This is a genomic window from Streptomyces sp. NPDC048277 (genome assembly GCF_040652235.1).
Taxonomy (GTDB): domain Bacteria; phylum Actinomycetota; class Actinomycetes; order Streptomycetales; family Streptomycetaceae; genus Streptomyces.
The window spans coordinates 497,965-513,226 of record NZ_JBEZLQ010000003.1 but is presented as its reverse complement, the minus strand read 5'-3'; the positions used below and the strand labels follow the sequence as shown (position 1 = coordinate 513,226).

The 15,262-nt window shown below is 71.1% G+C and carries 15 protein-coding genes; 8 read left to right on the top strand and 7 right to left on the bottom strand.

All coding sequences use genetic code 11. The annotated features are described in order from the left end of the window. The first annotated feature begins 5 nt into the window (after positions 1-5). Positions 6-911 (top strand): helix-turn-helix transcriptional regulator, encoded by a 906-nt coding sequence (locus AB0D85_RS09895; RefSeq protein ID WP_362316371.1) that lies wholly within the window; start codon positions 6-8, stop codon positions 909-911. A gap of 26 nt (positions 912-937) precedes the next feature. Here the strand turns inward: AB0D85_RS09895 and AB0D85_RS09890 are convergent, their stop codons facing one another. The 5 genes from AB0D85_RS09890 to AB0D85_RS09870 all read right to left on the bottom strand — a co-directional run bounded on the left by AB0D85_RS09890 (position 938) and on the right by AB0D85_RS09870 (position 4,246). Further along, positions 938-1,576: a lysophospholipid acyltransferase family protein gene (locus AB0D85_RS09890; protein ID WP_362316368.1), complete on the bottom strand. Its 639-nt coding sequence runs from the start codon at positions 1,574-1,576 to the stop codon at positions 938-940. Positions 1,577-1,643: 67 nt separating this feature from the next. Continuing rightward, a complete protein-coding gene (locus AB0D85_RS09885; RefSeq protein ID WP_362316366.1) occupies positions 1,644-2,474 on the bottom strand; it encodes a patatin-like phospholipase family protein in 831 nt (276 codons plus the stop codon). 98 nt (positions 2,475-2,572) lie between these two features. Continuing rightward, positions 2,573-2,839, bottom strand: coding sequence for a cytochrome C oxidase subunit IV family protein (locus AB0D85_RS09880; RefSeq protein ID WP_362316363.1), 267 nt, complete (start codon positions 2,837-2,839; stop codon positions 2,573-2,575). A gap of 8 nt (positions 2,840-2,847) precedes the next feature. After that, the gene (locus tag AB0D85_RS09875) at positions 2,848-3,441 is read right to left on the bottom strand and encodes a cytochrome c oxidase subunit 3 family protein (protein WP_362316361.1); all 594 of its coding nucleotides are present in this window, start codon (positions 3,439-3,441) and stop codon (positions 2,848-2,850) included. A gap of 7 nt (positions 3,442-3,448) precedes the next feature. Further along, positions 3,449-4,246 (bottom strand): hypothetical protein, encoded by a 798-nt coding sequence (locus AB0D85_RS09870; protein ID WP_362316358.1) that lies wholly within the window; start codon positions 4,244-4,246, stop codon positions 3,449-3,451. A 166-nt stretch (positions 4,247-4,412) separates the two neighbouring features. On the opposite strand from AB0D85_RS09870, the gene AB0D85_RS09865 reads away from it, so the two are divergent. Continuing rightward, positions 4,413-5,393: a zinc-binding dehydrogenase gene (locus tag AB0D85_RS09865; protein WP_362316355.1), complete on the top strand. Its 981-nt coding sequence runs from the start codon at positions 4,413-4,415 to the stop codon at positions 5,391-5,393. 54 nt (positions 5,394-5,447) lie between these two features. Beyond that, positions 5,448-6,233, top strand: coding sequence for an enoyl-CoA hydratase/isomerase family protein (locus AB0D85_RS09860; protein WP_362316352.1), 786 nt, complete (start codon positions 5,448-5,450; stop codon positions 6,231-6,233). Between the two features lie 93 nt (positions 6,234-6,326). Here AB0D85_RS09860 and AB0D85_RS09855 read toward each other — a convergent pair whose 3' ends face one another. Then, entirely contained in the window at positions 6,327-7,109 is a 783-nt protein-coding gene (locus AB0D85_RS09855) for a FadR/GntR family transcriptional regulator (protein ID WP_362316350.1), read from the bottom strand. Positions 7,110-7,155: 46 nt separating this feature from the next. After that, positions 7,156-8,187 (bottom strand): LLM class flavin-dependent oxidoreductase, encoded by a 1,032-nt coding sequence (locus AB0D85_RS09850; protein WP_362316347.1) that lies wholly within the window; start codon positions 8,185-8,187, stop codon positions 7,156-7,158. A 141-nt stretch (positions 8,188-8,328) separates the two neighbouring features. Here AB0D85_RS09850 and AB0D85_RS09845 point away from each other — a divergent pair, with 141 nt between their 5' ends. From AB0D85_RS09845 to AB0D85_RS09825, 5 genes are all read left to right on the top strand, one after another. Then, positions 8,329-9,276, top strand: coding sequence for an LLM class flavin-dependent oxidoreductase (locus AB0D85_RS09845; RefSeq protein ID WP_362316344.1), 948 nt, complete (start codon positions 8,329-8,331; stop codon positions 9,274-9,276). 70 nt (positions 9,277-9,346) lie between these two features. Then, on the top strand, positions 9,347-11,005 hold the full coding sequence (locus tag AB0D85_RS09840; RefSeq protein ID WP_362316341.1) for an AMP-binding protein: 1,659 nt from the start codon (positions 9,347-9,349) through the stop codon (positions 11,003-11,005). 105 nt (positions 11,006-11,110) lie between these two features. Next, the gene (locus AB0D85_RS09835; RefSeq protein ID WP_362316338.1) at positions 11,111-12,286 is read left to right on the top strand and encodes an acyl-CoA dehydrogenase family protein; all 1,176 of its coding nucleotides are present in this window, start codon (positions 11,111-11,113) and stop codon (positions 12,284-12,286) included. Between the two features lies 1 nt (position 12,287). Beyond that, complete coding sequence (locus tag AB0D85_RS09830; RefSeq protein WP_362316335.1) at positions 12,288-14,243, top strand: AMP-binding protein; 1,956 nt, start codon at positions 12,288-12,290, stop codon at positions 14,241-14,243. Continuing rightward, the gene (locus tag AB0D85_RS09825; protein WP_362316332.1) at positions 14,224-15,261 is read left to right on the top strand and encodes an acyl-CoA dehydrogenase family protein; all 1,038 of its coding nucleotides are present in this window, start codon (positions 14,224-14,226) and stop codon (positions 15,259-15,261) included. Before AB0D85_RS09830 ends, AB0D85_RS09825 begins: the two co-directional genes overlap by 20 nt. The last annotated feature ends 1 nt before the right edge of the window (position 15,262 follow it).

Sequence of the window (15,262 nt, the reverse complement as noted above, 5' to 3'; positions counted from 1 at the left end):
CGACCATGACCGAGAGTGACAAGAAGAAGAACCTGGCCGCCGAGGTCCGCGAGTTCCTGAGCACCCGGCGCGCTCGGATCACTCCGGAGCAGGCCGGGCTGTCCGTCTACGGCGGGAAGCGCCGTGTCGCGGGCCTGCGCCGTGAGGAGGTCGCTCTGCTGGCGGGCATGAGCGTGGACTACTACGTCCGGCTGGAGCGCGGAAACCTCAGCGGTGCCTCCGACGCGGTCCTCGAAGCCCTCGCACACGCCCTGCAGCTCGACGAGGCCGAGCGCACCCACCTCTACGACCTGGCCCGCGCGGCCACTCCCTCAGGCCGGCGGCCCGCAGTGACCGCCTCCCGGGTGCGGCCCACGATCCTGCGGCTGCTCGACTCCATGACCGACGTACCGGCGTACGTCCGCAACGCACGGTTCGACATCCTGGCCGCCAACGCGCTGGGCCGCGCCCTGTACACACCTGTCTTCGACTCACCGCTGTTCGCGCAGCGCGGGCCGGTCAACACCGCTCGTTTCATGTTCCTGGACCCCGCGAGCAGGGAATTCTGGGTCGACTGGGACAAGGGCGCCGACGACGCGGTGGCCTTCCTGCGGAACGAGACGGGCCGGGCACCGCACGACAAGGTGCTGACCGATCTGATCGGAGAGCTGACGACGAGGAGCGGTGAGTTCGCGAGCCGGTGGGCACGTCACGACGTGAAGTTCCACCGCTCCGGCGTGAAGCACCTGCACCACCCGCTGGTCGGTGATCTCGCCCTGCCCTACGAGGCGATGGAGCTGCCGTCCGACCCCGGCCTGCGCCTCAACTTCTACACGCCCGAACCGGACTCCCGGGAACGGGAGGCCCTCGGCCTGCTCGCCAGTTGGGCGGGCACCGGCGCCGTCGCGGCGGCCGGGCCCCAGCCGGGGTGACATCGGCGCGGCGCGGCCGACACGGGTCAGGCGCCGTCGATGAGTTCGGACATCGTCGCGCGGATGACGGCAGTGATCGCGTGGCCCCGCATGCCCGGATCGAGGGAGACCCGGCGTGCGCGAACGGTGACGGTCGGCCGGGCCAGCACCTTCCACCGCGGCAGTCTGCGCTCGACCGGCCATGCGTCATCCGTTCCGGTCAGGGTGAGCACCACCATCTCGGAGGTGCGGTACCCGAGCCAGGCAGCCCCGCCGAAAAGCTCCCCGACACCATCGGACCGTTCGTGATCAGGAACGATACGTCCTTCCGCGGCGATCACCACGACCTGGCCGTCCGCGAGCAGGCGCTCGGCCCGGCGCAGCCCGCCCAGGGCCGAACGCCCTCGGAGGGCGGGGATCGCCCGCAGCACACGAAGGACCGTGCGGCTGAAAGGCCTGTCGAAGAAATCCTCGCGGGCGAACGTGTACGGCCACACGCCGTACCTGCGACACAGGGTCACCACCACCAGCGGGTCGAGGAAGCTGCGGTGATTGATGACGATCAGGGGGCCTTTCCCCAGATCACCGCATTCCTCGTCGAGCCCATCGGTCTCCAGCCGGGCCGCTGCCCGCACGCCCAGCGCGATCAGGGCGCCGGCACCGCGTCGCAGCACCCGGGCGGCCAAGCGGTCGAGCGGGTCGACGTCGCGCGGCGACCCCGTGTGCGGAGCGTGCGCCTCCCGGGGCCTTGTCTCAGCGCTGGACACCGGCAACCTGCAGCTGAGGGAGGTTCAGCTCCCGAGCGTACGCCTGGAGCTGGCGAGAGGCTGTTTCGTGTCCGAGGGCCATCAGCCGGGACACATCGCGTGAGGACCACGAGGAGTGTCCGTCGGTGTCGATGACGATCTCGATGTCGGGCTGAACTGCTTCCGCGGGCGGAAGAACCGCGCGCTGAAGCGCTGAGACACCGCTCCGAGAGGACGACGGCACGCGCAGCCGGATGCCGATCGTTCGTGTGGCACCGAGCCGGTGCGCGGCCCAGACGGGCAGCTGCGAGTTGAGTGCCCCGTCGACGAGCACCCTGTCACCGACGCGGACCGGCGGGAACACGCCGGGGACGGCAACCGCGGCCTGGACCGCCGTGGCAGCCGAGCCCCGGTCCAGCAGGACCGCCCGACGGGTGCGCACGTCGGTGGCCACGGCCGCGAAGCGGCGGGGCAGGTCCTCGACGTGCCGGCGCTGGAAGATCCAGTGCAGGTTCGCCCTCAGCGCGGTCGTCTCGATCAGCGAGATCCGCCGGCTCGGCCGGAGGCTTCCGAAGTCCGACCAGGTCGCGACCTCGATGCGCTCGGCGATCTTCGCCGCCGACAGCCCCGCTGCCCACGCACCACCTATGAGCGCGCCCACGCTCGTCCCGACGACGACCTCGGTGTCGAACCCGTACTCGGCCAGGGCCAGCAGGGCACCGGCGTGAGCGGCTCCGCGTGCCGCCCCACTGGAGAGTACGAGGCCCCAGACCTCGGAAGCCTCCGATCCTGGGCTGTTCGCAGCCTCGGTCGACGTCTCCGCGCGGGGTGCGTCCACGGAATGCCCTCTCCCTCATCCTCACGCGAGCGTCACTCCGCTCGCCGACTCGACGGCACAACTGATAGTCACCTATCGATCTGATAGTAGACTATCGGTTAAGTGATCGCGTAGACGACGAGAAGCACCGAAGTGACGGCGAGGACCGTCCCCTCGAAGAACACCCGCGTGGCAATGGGTGCCTCGCGCAGCTCCATGAAGTGGAGGATCACCCAGCGCGCCTTGACCGCGGCGATCAGGAACACCCCGGCGGTGGCCGCGGCCGGGCCGAACGGCCCGTCGGTGAGCAGCCATGCGGAGGCGCAGGTGAGCACCATCAGGGCGATCCAGACGACGCCCAGTCCTCGGGCCGGTGACGGCGGCATCGTCGGTCTCACCTCGTCAGGTAGAGCAGCGGGAACATGATGATCCAGAGCAGGTCGACCAGATGCCAGAACGACGCCACGGATTCGAGGAGCACCTGGTCGCCGACCCTCGGCGCGGACCGCCGGGATCTCACCCGGAGCGCCGCCAGCAGACAGCTCCCCACCACGACGTGCGCCAGGTGCATGCCGGTCAGGGTGAAGTACCACATGTAGAAGGGGTCGGTGGCGGGGGTGATGCCGACGGCGAACTTCTCGCCGTACTCCACCGACTTGGACAGGACGAACGCGGCGCCGGTGAGGAAGCCGCCCGTCAGGCAGATCCGGGACCGCTTCCGCTCGTCCCGTCGTGCGGCCCCCACCGCCAGTGCCACCAGCCATGAACTGGTGAGCAGGATCAGCGTGTCGGCTCCGCCCAGGGTGTGGCTGAGCGTGAGCCGGGACTTCTCGAACAGGGCGGACTGTGCCCTGCGGTCGTTCATGAAGGAGACGAACAGCACGCAGAAGATGACGAGGTCGGCGCCGAGGAAGACCCAGACGCCCTCGACGCCCGGCAGGCGCCCGGGTTCCGGGAGCCTGCCGCGACTCGTGGTGGTGAGTCCCACCGCGGTGTCAGCCGGTGACCGGGACCGTGGCCGCCGTGGCCGCCTCGTCCTCCGCCCTGAGCCTGGGAATGGCTCTGATGATGTGGAAGGACAGCGCCGGGCACCAGACGAACCACGTACCGAACGCGATCCAGAAGCTGATGACACCGTTGAAGGCCAGCGGGCCGGTGGTCACGAACGGGATCGCGCTCACCACGAAGAACGACGCGAAGGTGACCCACCCCCACCAGTTCACCCAGCTGGGCACCAGGGGCCGGTCCCGCGTGTCGCGGGCGAACACCAGGCTGATGGCGGCGATCTGGAAGGACGTCACGAAGTAGGCCAGGTCGATCAGGAGCCAGCCCGCCCAGTACAGCATGTGCAGCAGCTCGGGGCTGAGGGTGCGGGCCTCATGGGCCGCGGTGAGCCAGATCGCGCACGCCGTCATGATCGGCGCCGTGGTGATCGTGGCCCCCATCATCTCCAGGTTGCCGAGCAGTCCGCCGGGCCCCTCGACGCGGCGCATCACATGGGAGATGGCGCAGCCCCATGCCATGTAGAACGACGTCACGGTGAGGCACACCGACATGCCGATCATGATGGCGAGCCGGTGGTCCAGATAGTGCGCCCTGACCTCGGCGGCCGTCGCGCTCGGCGGGAACGGCGGGAGGTTGCCGGCCAGTGCGCCCCACAACAGGATGAACACGGCCATGAACAGCGGCCCGCACCATGCCAGCAGTGTCCAGGTCCGGTAGTCGTGCCGGACCGTGAGCTGTCCGGAGGGCGGATGGGCCGCCGTGTTCCTCGTGTCCGCGATGGTGACCATGACGGGGTGACTCCTCTGCGTCGAGGGGCGGGTGGTCCTCTGCATGGTGGGCACGGGCCCGGCGGAGCGCGTCGTCCCCGCAGAGGGAGATTTCTCCCCCTGTCTGTTCACCCCGAGAATGGTCTTATACATTCAATGGTCTAACCTTTAGCGTAGGGAGGTCGCCGTGCACGCTGCCGTGCTGCGCGCGTTCGGTCCGGCGCGGAACCTTCGGTCCGAGGAGGTCCCGGCGCCCGCCGAGGAACCCGGCTGGACGGTCGTACACCTGCGTGCCGCCGCCTTGAACTGGCACGACGTGCTCGTGCGGCAGGGCAGATACGGCTCGCCGCTGCCCCATGTGCCGGGCGCGGACGGCGCCGGGATCCGGGCCGACACCGGGGAGGAGGTCGTGATCCTGCCCTCGCTGTGGTGGGGGGAGGACGAGAGCGCGCCCGGGCCCGGCTGGCAGATCCTCGGGGACCGGCTGTCGGGCACGTACGCCGAGTCGGTGCGGGTCCCCACCGAGTGCGTGGTGCCCAAGCCCGCCGGGCTGAGCTGGGCGGAAGCGGCGGCGCTGCCGCTGGTCGGACTGACCGTCCACCGCGCGCTGTTCACCCGCGGCAGACTGCGCGCCGGGGAGTCGCTCCTGGTGCTCGGCGCCGGCGGGGGAGTGGCCACCACGGCGGTCGCCCTCGCCGCCGGAATCGGCGCCCGGACGGTGGTGACCTCCTCCTCCGCCGAGAAGATCGCGAACGCGCGCTCCCTCGGCGCCGCCGACGGTGTCCTCTACACCGAGCCCGGCTGGGCCGATGCGGCCAGGAGCCTCTCCCCGGGCGGCCGGGGCTTCGACCTGGTGCTGGACCCGGTGGGCTCCTGGGCGGATTCCCTGCGGGCGCTTCGTCCGGGCGGCCGTCTGGTGGTCCTCGGCGCCTCCCGGGGCGAACGGGCCTCGCTCGACGTACGGCCCTTCTACTTCGGCCAGTACGACCTGCTGGGCACCACCATGGGCAGCCCGCACGACTTCGCCGGCCTGCTCCGCCTCCTGCGCGACCACAGGATCCCGCCCCCGCCGATCGACCGTGTCTTTCCGTTGGACCGGGCCGCCGAGGCACATGAACACCTCGAACAGGGGCGGGGATTCGGCAAGGTCGTCCTCACCCAGAACTGACCGGAACCGACCAGAACTGACGCCGCGCGCGGAGAACCGAAGGGCAGGCATCGTATGACCGGGAAACTCGTTCGCTACGCGGTCGACGAGGCGGGGGCCGCCTTCGTCACGCTGGACCATCCGCAGTCCCGCAACGCCCTCGGCGACGCACTGCTCGACGAACTGCTGGAGACACTGGAGACGGCACGGCGCGACGAAGCCGTCCGGGTCGTGGTGCTGACGTCCTCGCACGACCGTGTCTTCTCCTCCGGGGGTGACCTGCGTGGCTTCGCGGACGGCCGGCCGCCCGTCGCCAAGTACGCCGAACTGGACCGCTTCCCCCGTCTGTTCAAGCTGATCGGCGCCCTGGGCAAGCCGGTCGTCTGCGCGGCGAACGGAGACGTCCTCGCCGGGGCGTTCGGGCTCGCCCTCGCCTGCGACCTCGTGATCGCCAAGGAGTCGGCACGCTTCGGCTGTCCCGAGATCAACGTCGGCGTGTTCCCCTTCATGATCTCCGCGCTGATCTACCGCAACGTCGGCCGGATGCGGGCCAACGAGCTGATGATGCTGGGCGATCTGCTGACCGCGCGGCAGGCGTGCGAGCTGGGACTCGTCAACCGGGTGGTGCCGGACGAGGAGTTCGGGGACGCGGTCGTGTCGTGGGCGCACCGGATCGCGGCCAAGTCACCGCTGCTGATGCGGTTGGGCAAGGACGCCCTGGACACCACCCGGGACATGGGGCTGCACGAGGCCCTCGACACCCTCCAGGCCCAACTCGCCCTGGCCTTCACGACGGAGGACATGAGCGAGGGCGTCCTGGCGTTCCGGGAGAAGCGGTCGCCGCGGTGGCGTATGCGGTAGCGCTCCGCTGGAAGGGCCACGATGCGCCGTCTGGTGGCTGCGGCGCCATCGTGGCTGGTCGCGCAGTTCCCCGCGCCCCTTCGGGGGCGCTGGTCACTCCTCCTCGGTGACCGTGATCTCCGTGCGATCGTCGACCTCCAGGACCGCGTCCGCGTATCCGTGTACGTGCCGGGTCATTCGGCGGACCGCGGCCTCGGGGTCCTTCGCGCGGATCGCCGCGGTGATGGAGCGGTGCGCCTGGGCGGCCGTGCGGCGCACCTCGTCGTCGATGAACCGCTCGTTCTCCGTCGAGGTGTAGATCGCGCGGGACAGGGCGCTCATGAACCCGGCGAGCAGTTCGTTGTGGCTCGCGACGGCGACCGCCACGTGCCAGTCGACGTTGGCCTGCAGGAAGTCGGCCAGGCTGCCGTCCTCCACGGCGATGGCCCGGTTCGCGGCCTCCAGCGCGGCGAGGTCGTCGTCGGTGCGGTGTACGGCGGCCAGCCGGGCGCAGTGGGGTTCGATCGCCTCCCGGGTCTCCAGCAGCGAGGACAGCCGGATCTGGCGGCCGCGGATCAGCAGGCTCACCGAACTGGCGACGGACTCCGTGCCCGGTCGCTGCACGATCGCCCCGCCGCCGCGGCCGGTCTTGATCCGGATCAGCCGCTGCACCTCCAGGATGCGCAGCGCCTCCCGGACCGTCGCCCGGCTCATCTGGGTCTGTACCACCAGTTCGCGCTCCGGGGGGAGCGCGGTGCCCTCGACGAACTCGCCGCTCAGGATGCGCTCGCGCAGCTCGGCGGCGAGGACGTCGGAGGCCTTGGGGACTTCGACCGGTGACAGCTGAATGGTGGACGGCCTGCCTCCGGCGGGCCGGGCGGCTGATGCGTCGGACATGGGTCTCCGGTAGTCAATGGTCTGAACTTAAACCTGTTTCAAACTATCACCCGAGGCGGTCGCTTCGGCGGGCGAACGTCTCGATGACGGCCTCGGTGTTCTCGGCGACCCGCTCGGGAGCCAGGGTGAAGCTGGGCGAGTAGAGCGCCGCGTGGTCGTAGCGCTTCTCCAGGGCCGGCAGGGCGTCGCGCACCTCGTCGGCCGTCCCGGCGACGGCCATCTGGTCGAGCATGGCGTCCGAGACCGCGTCGGTCATCCGCCGGTGGTCGCCCGCCTGGAAGGCGGCCCGGATCTCGGCCGCCTCGGCCGCGAAGCCGGAGGCCACCATGACCGGACCGTAGGCCTTGGGGGCCACGTAGAACGCGATCTGCGCGGCTGCCTCGCGGCGTGCCGACGCGGTGTCGTCGGCGATCGCACAGATGACGACGCCCTTGAGCCGGATGTCCCCCAGGGAGCGTCCCGCCTTGAGCGCGCCCCGGGCGATGGCCGGCCTGGCGACCTCGTCGAGGTACCGGTCGGTGAGCGTGGGGTGGCAGATCAGGCCGTCCGACACCCGGCCCGCCGCCTCGATCATCCGGGGATTGACGCCCGCCGTGTAGATGGGAACGGCGGGTCGGGTGGGTGGCTGGATGTCGGCGGTGGGGGTGATGTCCAGGGAGTAGAAGCGGCCTTGGTGCCGCACCGGCCCTTCGTGCAGCCGCCAGAGCCGGCGCAGCAGCGGGACCAGTTCCTCCATTCTGGTGGCCGGGCCGTCGGGATCGCTGACGCCGTGCCAGTCCTGCATCATCCGGCGTGTTCCGGTGCCCAGGCCCAGGACCAGCCGGCCGTCGCTCAGTTCGTCGAGGAACCGGGCGTCGTTGGCCAGGATCAGCGGGGAGCGGCCCACGGCGTAGGCGATGGCCGTTCCCACGCCGATGCGGGTGGTGGCCGCGGCCGTCGCGGCGACGGAGACGATCGCGGACCGGTGGAGGAACTCCCCGGACCAGACCGCGTCGAACCCGGCCGCCTCGGCCCGCCGGGCGATCTCCCGGGTGTCCTTCAGTCCGCCGGCCAGAACGGTGATTCCTCGTGTGGTCACGCGCACGCTCCTCGCTCGAATCTCGTCGCATCCAACGTAACTGCACACAGCTGATAATGGTCAGACCTTATTAGGTTACAGTGAGGATACCCCGGGGGCCCAGCCCCCGCTCTGCCCGAAGTGCCCGGAAGGGGTCGCCCCATGAGCCCGTTCACCCTCGGCATCTCCGACCAGGACGGCTTCACCACGCCCGACCTGGGCCGCCGTCGCCTGCTGCTCGACAAGGCCGCGGCGGCCGGACTGGCGCACGTCTGCGTCGGAGACCACATCAGCTTCCACGGCGGGACCGGCTTCGACGGTCTCGTCTCCGCGAGCACCCTGCTCTCCTCGCACGAGCGGCTCTCGGTGATCGTCGGCGTCTATCTCCTCGGTCTGCGTCACCCCATGACGGCCGCGCGGCAACTCGCCACGCTGAGCCAGTCCGCGCCCGGGCGGCTCACGCTCGGCGTCGGCGTCGGCGGGGAGGACCGCCGTGAGGTCGCCAACGCCGGTGTCGATCCCCGCACTCGGGGCCGCCGGCTCGATGAGTCGCTGATGCTGGTGCGCCGCCTGCTGGCGGGTGAGGAAGTCACCCATTGCGGCGAGTTCTTCCAGCTCGACCGGGCCCGGATCCTCCCGTCGCCCGAGCCGCACATCCCCCTGGTCATCGGCGGCAAGGGGGAGGTGGCGGTCCGGCGCGCCGCGCGGTTCGGCGACGGCTGGCTCGGCATCTTCTGCTCGGCGCGCCGCTTCGCGGAGACCCGGGCGAGCGTTCTCGAAGCCGCGGCCGGCTTCGATCGCGAGCCGCCGGGCTGGTTCGGGGTCAACGTGTGGTGCGGGCTCGACAAGGACTCCGAGCGGGCCCGGGAACTGCTGGCGGCCAGGCTGGAGGGGCTCTACCGGCTGCCCTACGAGAAGTTCCGGCACATCGCCCCCGCCGGGACTCCTGAGCGGATAGCCGAGTTCCTGGTGCCGTTCGTCGAGGCCGGGGCCGTGCACCTCACGCTCATCCCCGTTGCCGAGTCCGTCGAGGCGGGGATCGAGGCGGTCGCGGAAGTGGGAGAGCTTCTGCAGAAGCATTGTCTAAACGGTCAGACCATTCTACGTTAGGCATCATTCTCACCAGATACGTTCCTACCCGCCCCCGGGAGGACCGGCGACAGGTTGGCAGGCGAGCCGCATGCCCATGGCGACTGTGCACGACCGCTACACCAGAGAACAAATCGACAGCTACTACGCCGACGGAGTGTGGCGCGACCACGGCTTCTTCGGTGCCCTCGAACAGCAGGTGGGGATCCGCCCGGACAAGGTCTTCGTCACGGACTCCACCACCTCGTACACCTACCGGGAACTGCGCGACGCCGCCCTGGGCCTCGCCGTCGGCCTGACCCGGCTCGGCGTCCGGCCCGGCGACCGGGTGGCCGTACAGGCCCCCAACTGGAGCGAGTTCGTGGTGATCGCCGCCGGGGTCAGCCGGATCGGCGCGGTCATCGTTCCGATCATGCCGATCTACCGGCGGGACGAGGTCTCCTACATCGTCGAGACGGCTCAGGTCCGGGTCGCCTTCACACCCGATGTCTTCCACGGGTTCGACCACGGCGCCATGTTCCGGGACATCGCCGCGGCCCAGCCCGGCCTGCGGAACGTGGTGGTGCTGCGTGGCGGGCCGGTGCCCGAGGGCTGCGTGCGGTACGAGGACCTGGCGGCCGGCGTCGTACCGGAGGAGGCCGAGGCGGTCCTGCCCGCGGCTCCCGGCCCCGACGAACCGTTCGCCATCGTGTTCAGCTCGGGCACCACGGCCCGTCCGAAGGGGTGCCTGCACACCTTCAACACCATGGCCGGGGGCGCCCGGCTGCTCGGCAGGGCCTGGAACTACACCGAGGACGACGTGCAGTTCGGCCCCTCCCCGATCACGCACACCACCGGCCTGGTCACCAGCGTGCTGCTGCCGCTCCTGTACGGCGCGGGAACGCATCTGATGGAGCAGTGGGAGCCGCGCGAGGGTCTCGCGCGCATCGCCAAGTTCCGCTGCACGGCGGCCGTCAGCGCCACCACGTTCCTGCGGATGATGCTGGGTGTCTACGACCCCGATGTGCACGACGCGAGCAGCATGCGGTTCTGGACCTGCGCGGGCTCGCCCATACCCGGCGCCTTCGTGCGGGAGGCCAGGGAGGCCTTCCCCGGCATGCGCGTCCTCAGCCTCTACGGCCGCAGCGAAAACCTCTCCACCACGCTCTGCGCGATCGACGACGACCCGGAGCGCTCCGTCACCTCCGACGGCAGGGCGGCCCCGGGGCAGCAGGTCCGCATCCTCGACGAGCAGGGCGACGAACTGCCGCGGGGGCGGGAGGGGGACATCGCGTACCGGGGCGCCACCAACTGCCTGGAGTACATCGGACGTCCCGAGGAGACGGCCGCGATGTTCACCGCGGACGGCTTCTCGCGCTCCGGCGACCTCGGGGTGATGGACGAGGACGGCTATGTGCGGGTGACCGGTCGGCTCAAGGACATCGTGATCCGCGGCGGGCTCAACATCAGCGTCCGCCAGGTCGAGGACCTGCTGGCCGGCCATCCGGCCGTCGGGGAGGTGGCCGCGGTGGGCATGCCCGACGAGCGCCTCGGTGAGCGGGTCTGCTGCTATCTGACCCCGGCGCCCGGTGCCGAGCCCCTGACCCTCGACGAGGTGCGGGACCACCTCCTCGCCGCGGGCCTGGCGATCCAGAAGGTCCCCGAACGCCTGGAGATCGTCGACTCCCTGCCCACCACGGCCACCGGCAAGGTGCAGAAGCACCTGCTGCGTGCCGACATCGCAGAGAAGCTCAAGGCGGCCGGGGGCTGATCGGTTCGCGACGCTCTCGCGATGTGATCACTGAAACGGGAACACTCAGGCCATTTATTTGGTCTGACCTATAGTATAATTTGCAGTCAAGGAGAGGTGGTGATCATGGATCTTTCCGACGCCCCTGACGAGGCGGAGTTCCGGCACGGCGTCCGGACCTGGCTGAGCACGGCACTGCCCCGGCTGCCCTGGCCGGAGCCGCCCGGACTGGTCGCCAAGGCGCCGTTCTGGCGGCAGTGGCAGTGGATGCTCTTCGACGCCGGTTACGCGGGACTGACCTGGCCCAAGGAGTACGGCGGCCAGGGGCTGGACGAGCGGATGCGGGCGATCTTCACCGAGGAGTGCGACCTGGCCGGCGCCCCCGAGCGCCTCAACACCATCGGCGAGGACTTCGCCGGGCCGACCGTCGCGTCCTTCGGCACCGACGCCCAGAAGGCGCGGCACCTGCGGCCGATCCTGACCGGCGAGGAGATCTGGTGCCAGCTCTTCTCCGAGCCGGACTCCGGATCCGACCTGGCCTCCCTGCGCACCAGGGCGACCAAGGTGGACGGCGGCTGGCGGATCCAGGGCCAGAAGATCTGGACCAGCCGCGCCCAACTCGCCGCGCACGCGATCCTGCTGGCCCGCACCGGGGGCGGCGAGCGGCACCGGGGGATCACCTACTTCCTGCTTCCCATGGACAGCCCGGGCGTCACCGTGCGCCCCCTCGCGCACATGCTCGGTGAGCCGGAGTTCAACGAGGTCTTCCTCGACGACGTCTTCCTCCCCGACGACGCCGTGGTGGGAGAGGTGGACGGCGGCTGGAAGGTGGCGATGGCGACCCTCGCCTTCGAACGGGTCGCCATCGCCACCGGCCGGGTCAACACCACCAAGGCGATCGAGGACGTCATCGCCGACGTCCGCACCATGAAGGCGGCCGACGGCAGCCCGCTGGGCGCCGACCCGCACGTCCGGCAGAAGGTGGCCGACCTGTGGGCGCGTGCGCTGGTGCACCGCACGATCGGCGGACGCGTCGTGTCCGGCGCGGTCTCCGAGGGCCCGCCGGGGGCCGTGACCTCGATCGGCAAGCTCTACTTCTGCCCGCTGGTCGAGGATCTGGCCGACTTCCGGCTCTCCCTGGAGCCGCTGGGCGGCCAGTTCGGCCTGGACGACGAGGAGGCGACGGCCCGGCAGTGGCTGCGGCTCGCCAACCAGTCCCGGGGCACCGCGATCGCCGGCGGCTCGACGTTCATCCAGCGCAACATCGTCGCCGAGCGCATCCTCGGCATGCCCAGGAGCTGACATGCCCTACACCTGGCACCCGTCACGGGACCACCTGGAGCACTCCAACGTCGCCCGCCTGATGCGCATCCTCGGCGCGTCGACCGCCGACGAGCTGCGCGCCAGGTCGGTGGCCGACATCGCGTCCTTCTGGGACACGGTGGTCGACGACCTCGGCATCGAGTTCCGCACGCCGTACACCCGTACGGTCGACCTGGACCGGGGCATCGCCCACGCCGAGTGGTTCGCCGGCGGCCGGATCAACATCACGGACGCGGCCCTGACCCGCTGGGCACGCCGTACACCCGACGCGACGGCCGTCGTGCACGAGACCGAGGACGGGGCCGTACGCGCACTGACGTTCGCGGAACTCGACGACCAAGTGGCCAGGGTCCGTGCGGGACTTCGCGCCCATGGCATCGGCAGGGGGGACGCCGTCGCGCTGCACCTGCCGATGACACCCGAGGCGGTCGTCGCGCTGTACGCGGTGGTGGGCATCGGGGCGATGGCGGTGCCGCTGTTCTCCGGCTTCGGGCCCGGCGCGATCGCGTCGCGGATCCGGGACGCGGACGCCAGGGCGGTCATCACGGCGGCCGGAACCGTCCGCCGGGGCAAGGACGTCGGCATGCTCCCGCAGGTGCGGGAGGCGCTGGAGTCCTGCCCCGGCGTGGACCTGGTCGTCGTGGTCGGCGAGACCCGCGACGAGGAGGTGTCCTGGGCGCGGCTCATCGAGTCCGACCCCGATCCGCGGGTCGAGGACACCGCCGCCTCCGACGTGCTCCTGCTCGCCTACACCTCCGGAACCACCGGCAGGCCCAAGGGGGCCGTGCACACCCACGCCGGGTTCCTGGTGAAGACCGCGAGCGAGGTGGCGTACGGCTTCGACATCGCGCCCGGCCGCACCTTCTGCTGGATCACCGACATGGGCTGGATCATGGGCCCGCTCTCCGTCTTCGGCACCCACGCCAACGGCGGCACCCTGCTGCTCTACGAGGGCTCACCCGACGTACCCGACACGGACCGGCTGTGGCGGCTCGCAGAGCGGCACCAGGTGTCCATGCTCGGGGTGTCGCCCACCCTCATCCGCACCCTGCGGGCGGTGTCCGGGCAACCGCCCTCGGCGGACCTCTCCTCGGTACGGGTGCTGGGCTCGACCGGCGAGCCATGGGACCCCGAGTCCTACGACTGGCTCGCCCGCGACGTGTTCGGCGGCCGGGTCCCGGTCATCAACTTCTCCGGCGGTACCGAGGTCGGCGGCTCGTTCCTGTGCCCGTACCCGGTGGAGGACATCAGCAGCTGCTCCCTCGGCGGTCCGGCGCTGGGCATGGACGTCGACGTCGTGGACGACGAGGGCCGTCAACTGCGCGGCACTGTCGGCGAGTTGGTGTGCCGGCAGCCGTGGCCGTCGATGACCCGGGGCGTGTGGAAGGACCCCGAGCGGTATCACGAGGCCTACTGGTCGGCGCTTCCCGGGCTCTGGCTCCACGGCGACCACGCCCTCGTCGACGAGGCGGGCGACTGGTTCGTCCTCGGCCGCTCCGACGACGTGATGAACGTGGCCGGCAAGCGGGTCGCCCCGGCGGAGATCGAGTCCGTCCTCGCGGTGGACCCGGCGGTGGCCGAGTGCGCGGTCGTCGGCGTCCCGGACCCGAAGAAGGGCGAGGCGGTGTGGGCGTTCTACGTGCCGAGCCCCGCGGCGGAGGATGCGGAGACGGTGGCGGCCAGGCTCCGGCGGCGGGTGGCCGATGAGGTGGGCAGGCCGTTCGCGCCCGCCCGGATCGTCGGCGTCGACCAGTTGCCGAAGACGCGGTCCGCGAAGATCCTGCGGCGCGCGGTCCGCGCGGCGGTGCTCGGCACCGACCCGGGCGACCTGTCGGGCGCGGAGAACCCGGACGCGGTCGAGGCGATCCGGCTGCGGGTCAAGGCAAGCGCGACGAGTGGTCAGGAGGGCGGCGGCGGTGCAGTGGAAGCTGTCTGAGGAACAGCAGGCGTACCAGAAGACGTTCCGGGGCTGGCTCGCCGACGTGGCACCCCCGGCGACGGTACGCGGCTGGCTCGACGCGGGCGACGCGACCGCCTTCCCGGCGCGCTTCGCCGCCGACGGCTGGACCGGTGTCGGACTCCCGGAGGAACTCGGCGGACAGGGCGGTGGACTCGTCGAACTCGCCCTCACCGCAGAGGAGTTGGGGCGCGTCGCGGTTCCGTCGGCCGACTGGCTGGCGACCGTGCTCGCCGCGCCCGCGCAGGCCGGTCCGGCCGCCCTGCTGATCCCTGCCGAGGCCGTCCCCGACGAGGCCCCCGTGCCGCTGCGCATGGACGCCGACGGCACGGTCACCGGAAAGGTCGCCAGGGTGCTCGCCGGGGACACGGCCCGGAGCTTCGTCGTGCCGGCCGGGGACGGGCTGCGGTTCGTCGAGGCGGACGCACCGGGAGTCGTACGGACTCCGCGGCGCCCCCTGGACCGCTCCCGCTCCCTCGCCGACGTCACGCTCGACCGCGCTCCGTCGGTCCGGCTGGACGCCGAGGCCACCGACCTGCTGCGTCAGGCGTCGGCCCGGGCGGCCGTCCTGGTCGCCGCCGACTCGCTGGGCGCCACCGAGCGGATGCTGCACCTGACGGTGGAGTACAGCAAGCAGCGGCACCAGTTCGGGGTCCCGATCGGGTCCTTCCAGGCGGTCAAGCACGCCGCCGCCACCATGCTGGTCGGCATCGAGGCCGCCCGGTCCGTCGTCTACTTCGCCGCCGCCTCCGTGGACGGCGGCGACCCCCGGGCCCCGCTGCACGCGGCGGCCGCCAAGGCCCAGGTCACCGCCGAGGGCGCACGCGCCGCCGACACCGCGCTCACCCTGCACGGCGCGATCGGCTACACCTGGGAGCACGACCTCCACCTGTTCTTCAAGCGGGCCAAGCTCGACGAACAGCTCTTCGGCGCCCCGGCGGCCTGGAACGAGCGGATCGCCGACGGGCTCGCCCTCATCACTCCGGAAGGGACGTGAG

Excerpts from the sequence above, each read along its gene's own strand:
- AB0D85_RS09895 (WP_362316371.1), top strand. The coding sequence starts at position 6 with ATGACCGAGAGTGACAAGAAGAAGAACCTGGCCGCCGAGGTCCGCGAG.
- AB0D85_RS09880 (WP_362316363.1), bottom strand. The coding sequence starts at position 2,839 with ATGCCGCCGTCACCGGCCCGAGGACTGGGCGTCGTCTGGATCGCCCTG.
- AB0D85_RS09870 (WP_362316358.1), bottom strand. The coding sequence starts at position 4,246 with ATGGTCACCATCGCGGACACGAGGAACACGGCGGCCCATCCGCCCTCC.
- AB0D85_RS09860 (WP_362316352.1), top strand. The coding sequence starts at position 5,448 with ATGACCGGGAAACTCGTTCGCTACGCGGTCGACGAGGCGGGGGCCGCC.
- AB0D85_RS09855 (WP_362316350.1), bottom strand. The coding sequence starts at position 7,109 with ATGTCCGACGCATCAGCCGCCCGGCCCGCCGGAGGCAGGCCGTCCACC.
- AB0D85_RS09845 (WP_362316344.1), top strand. The coding sequence starts at position 8,329 with ATGAGCCCGTTCACCCTCGGCATCTCCGACCAGGACGGCTTCACCACG.
- AB0D85_RS09840 (WP_362316341.1), top strand. The coding sequence starts at position 9,347 with ATGCCCATGGCGACTGTGCACGACCGCTACACCAGAGAACAAATCGAC.
- AB0D85_RS09835 (WP_362316338.1), top strand. The coding sequence starts at position 11,111 with ATGGATCTTTCCGACGCCCCTGACGAGGCGGAGTTCCGGCACGGCGTC.
- AB0D85_RS09830 (WP_362316335.1), top strand. The coding sequence starts at position 12,288 with ATGCCCTACACCTGGCACCCGTCACGGGACCACCTGGAGCACTCCAAC.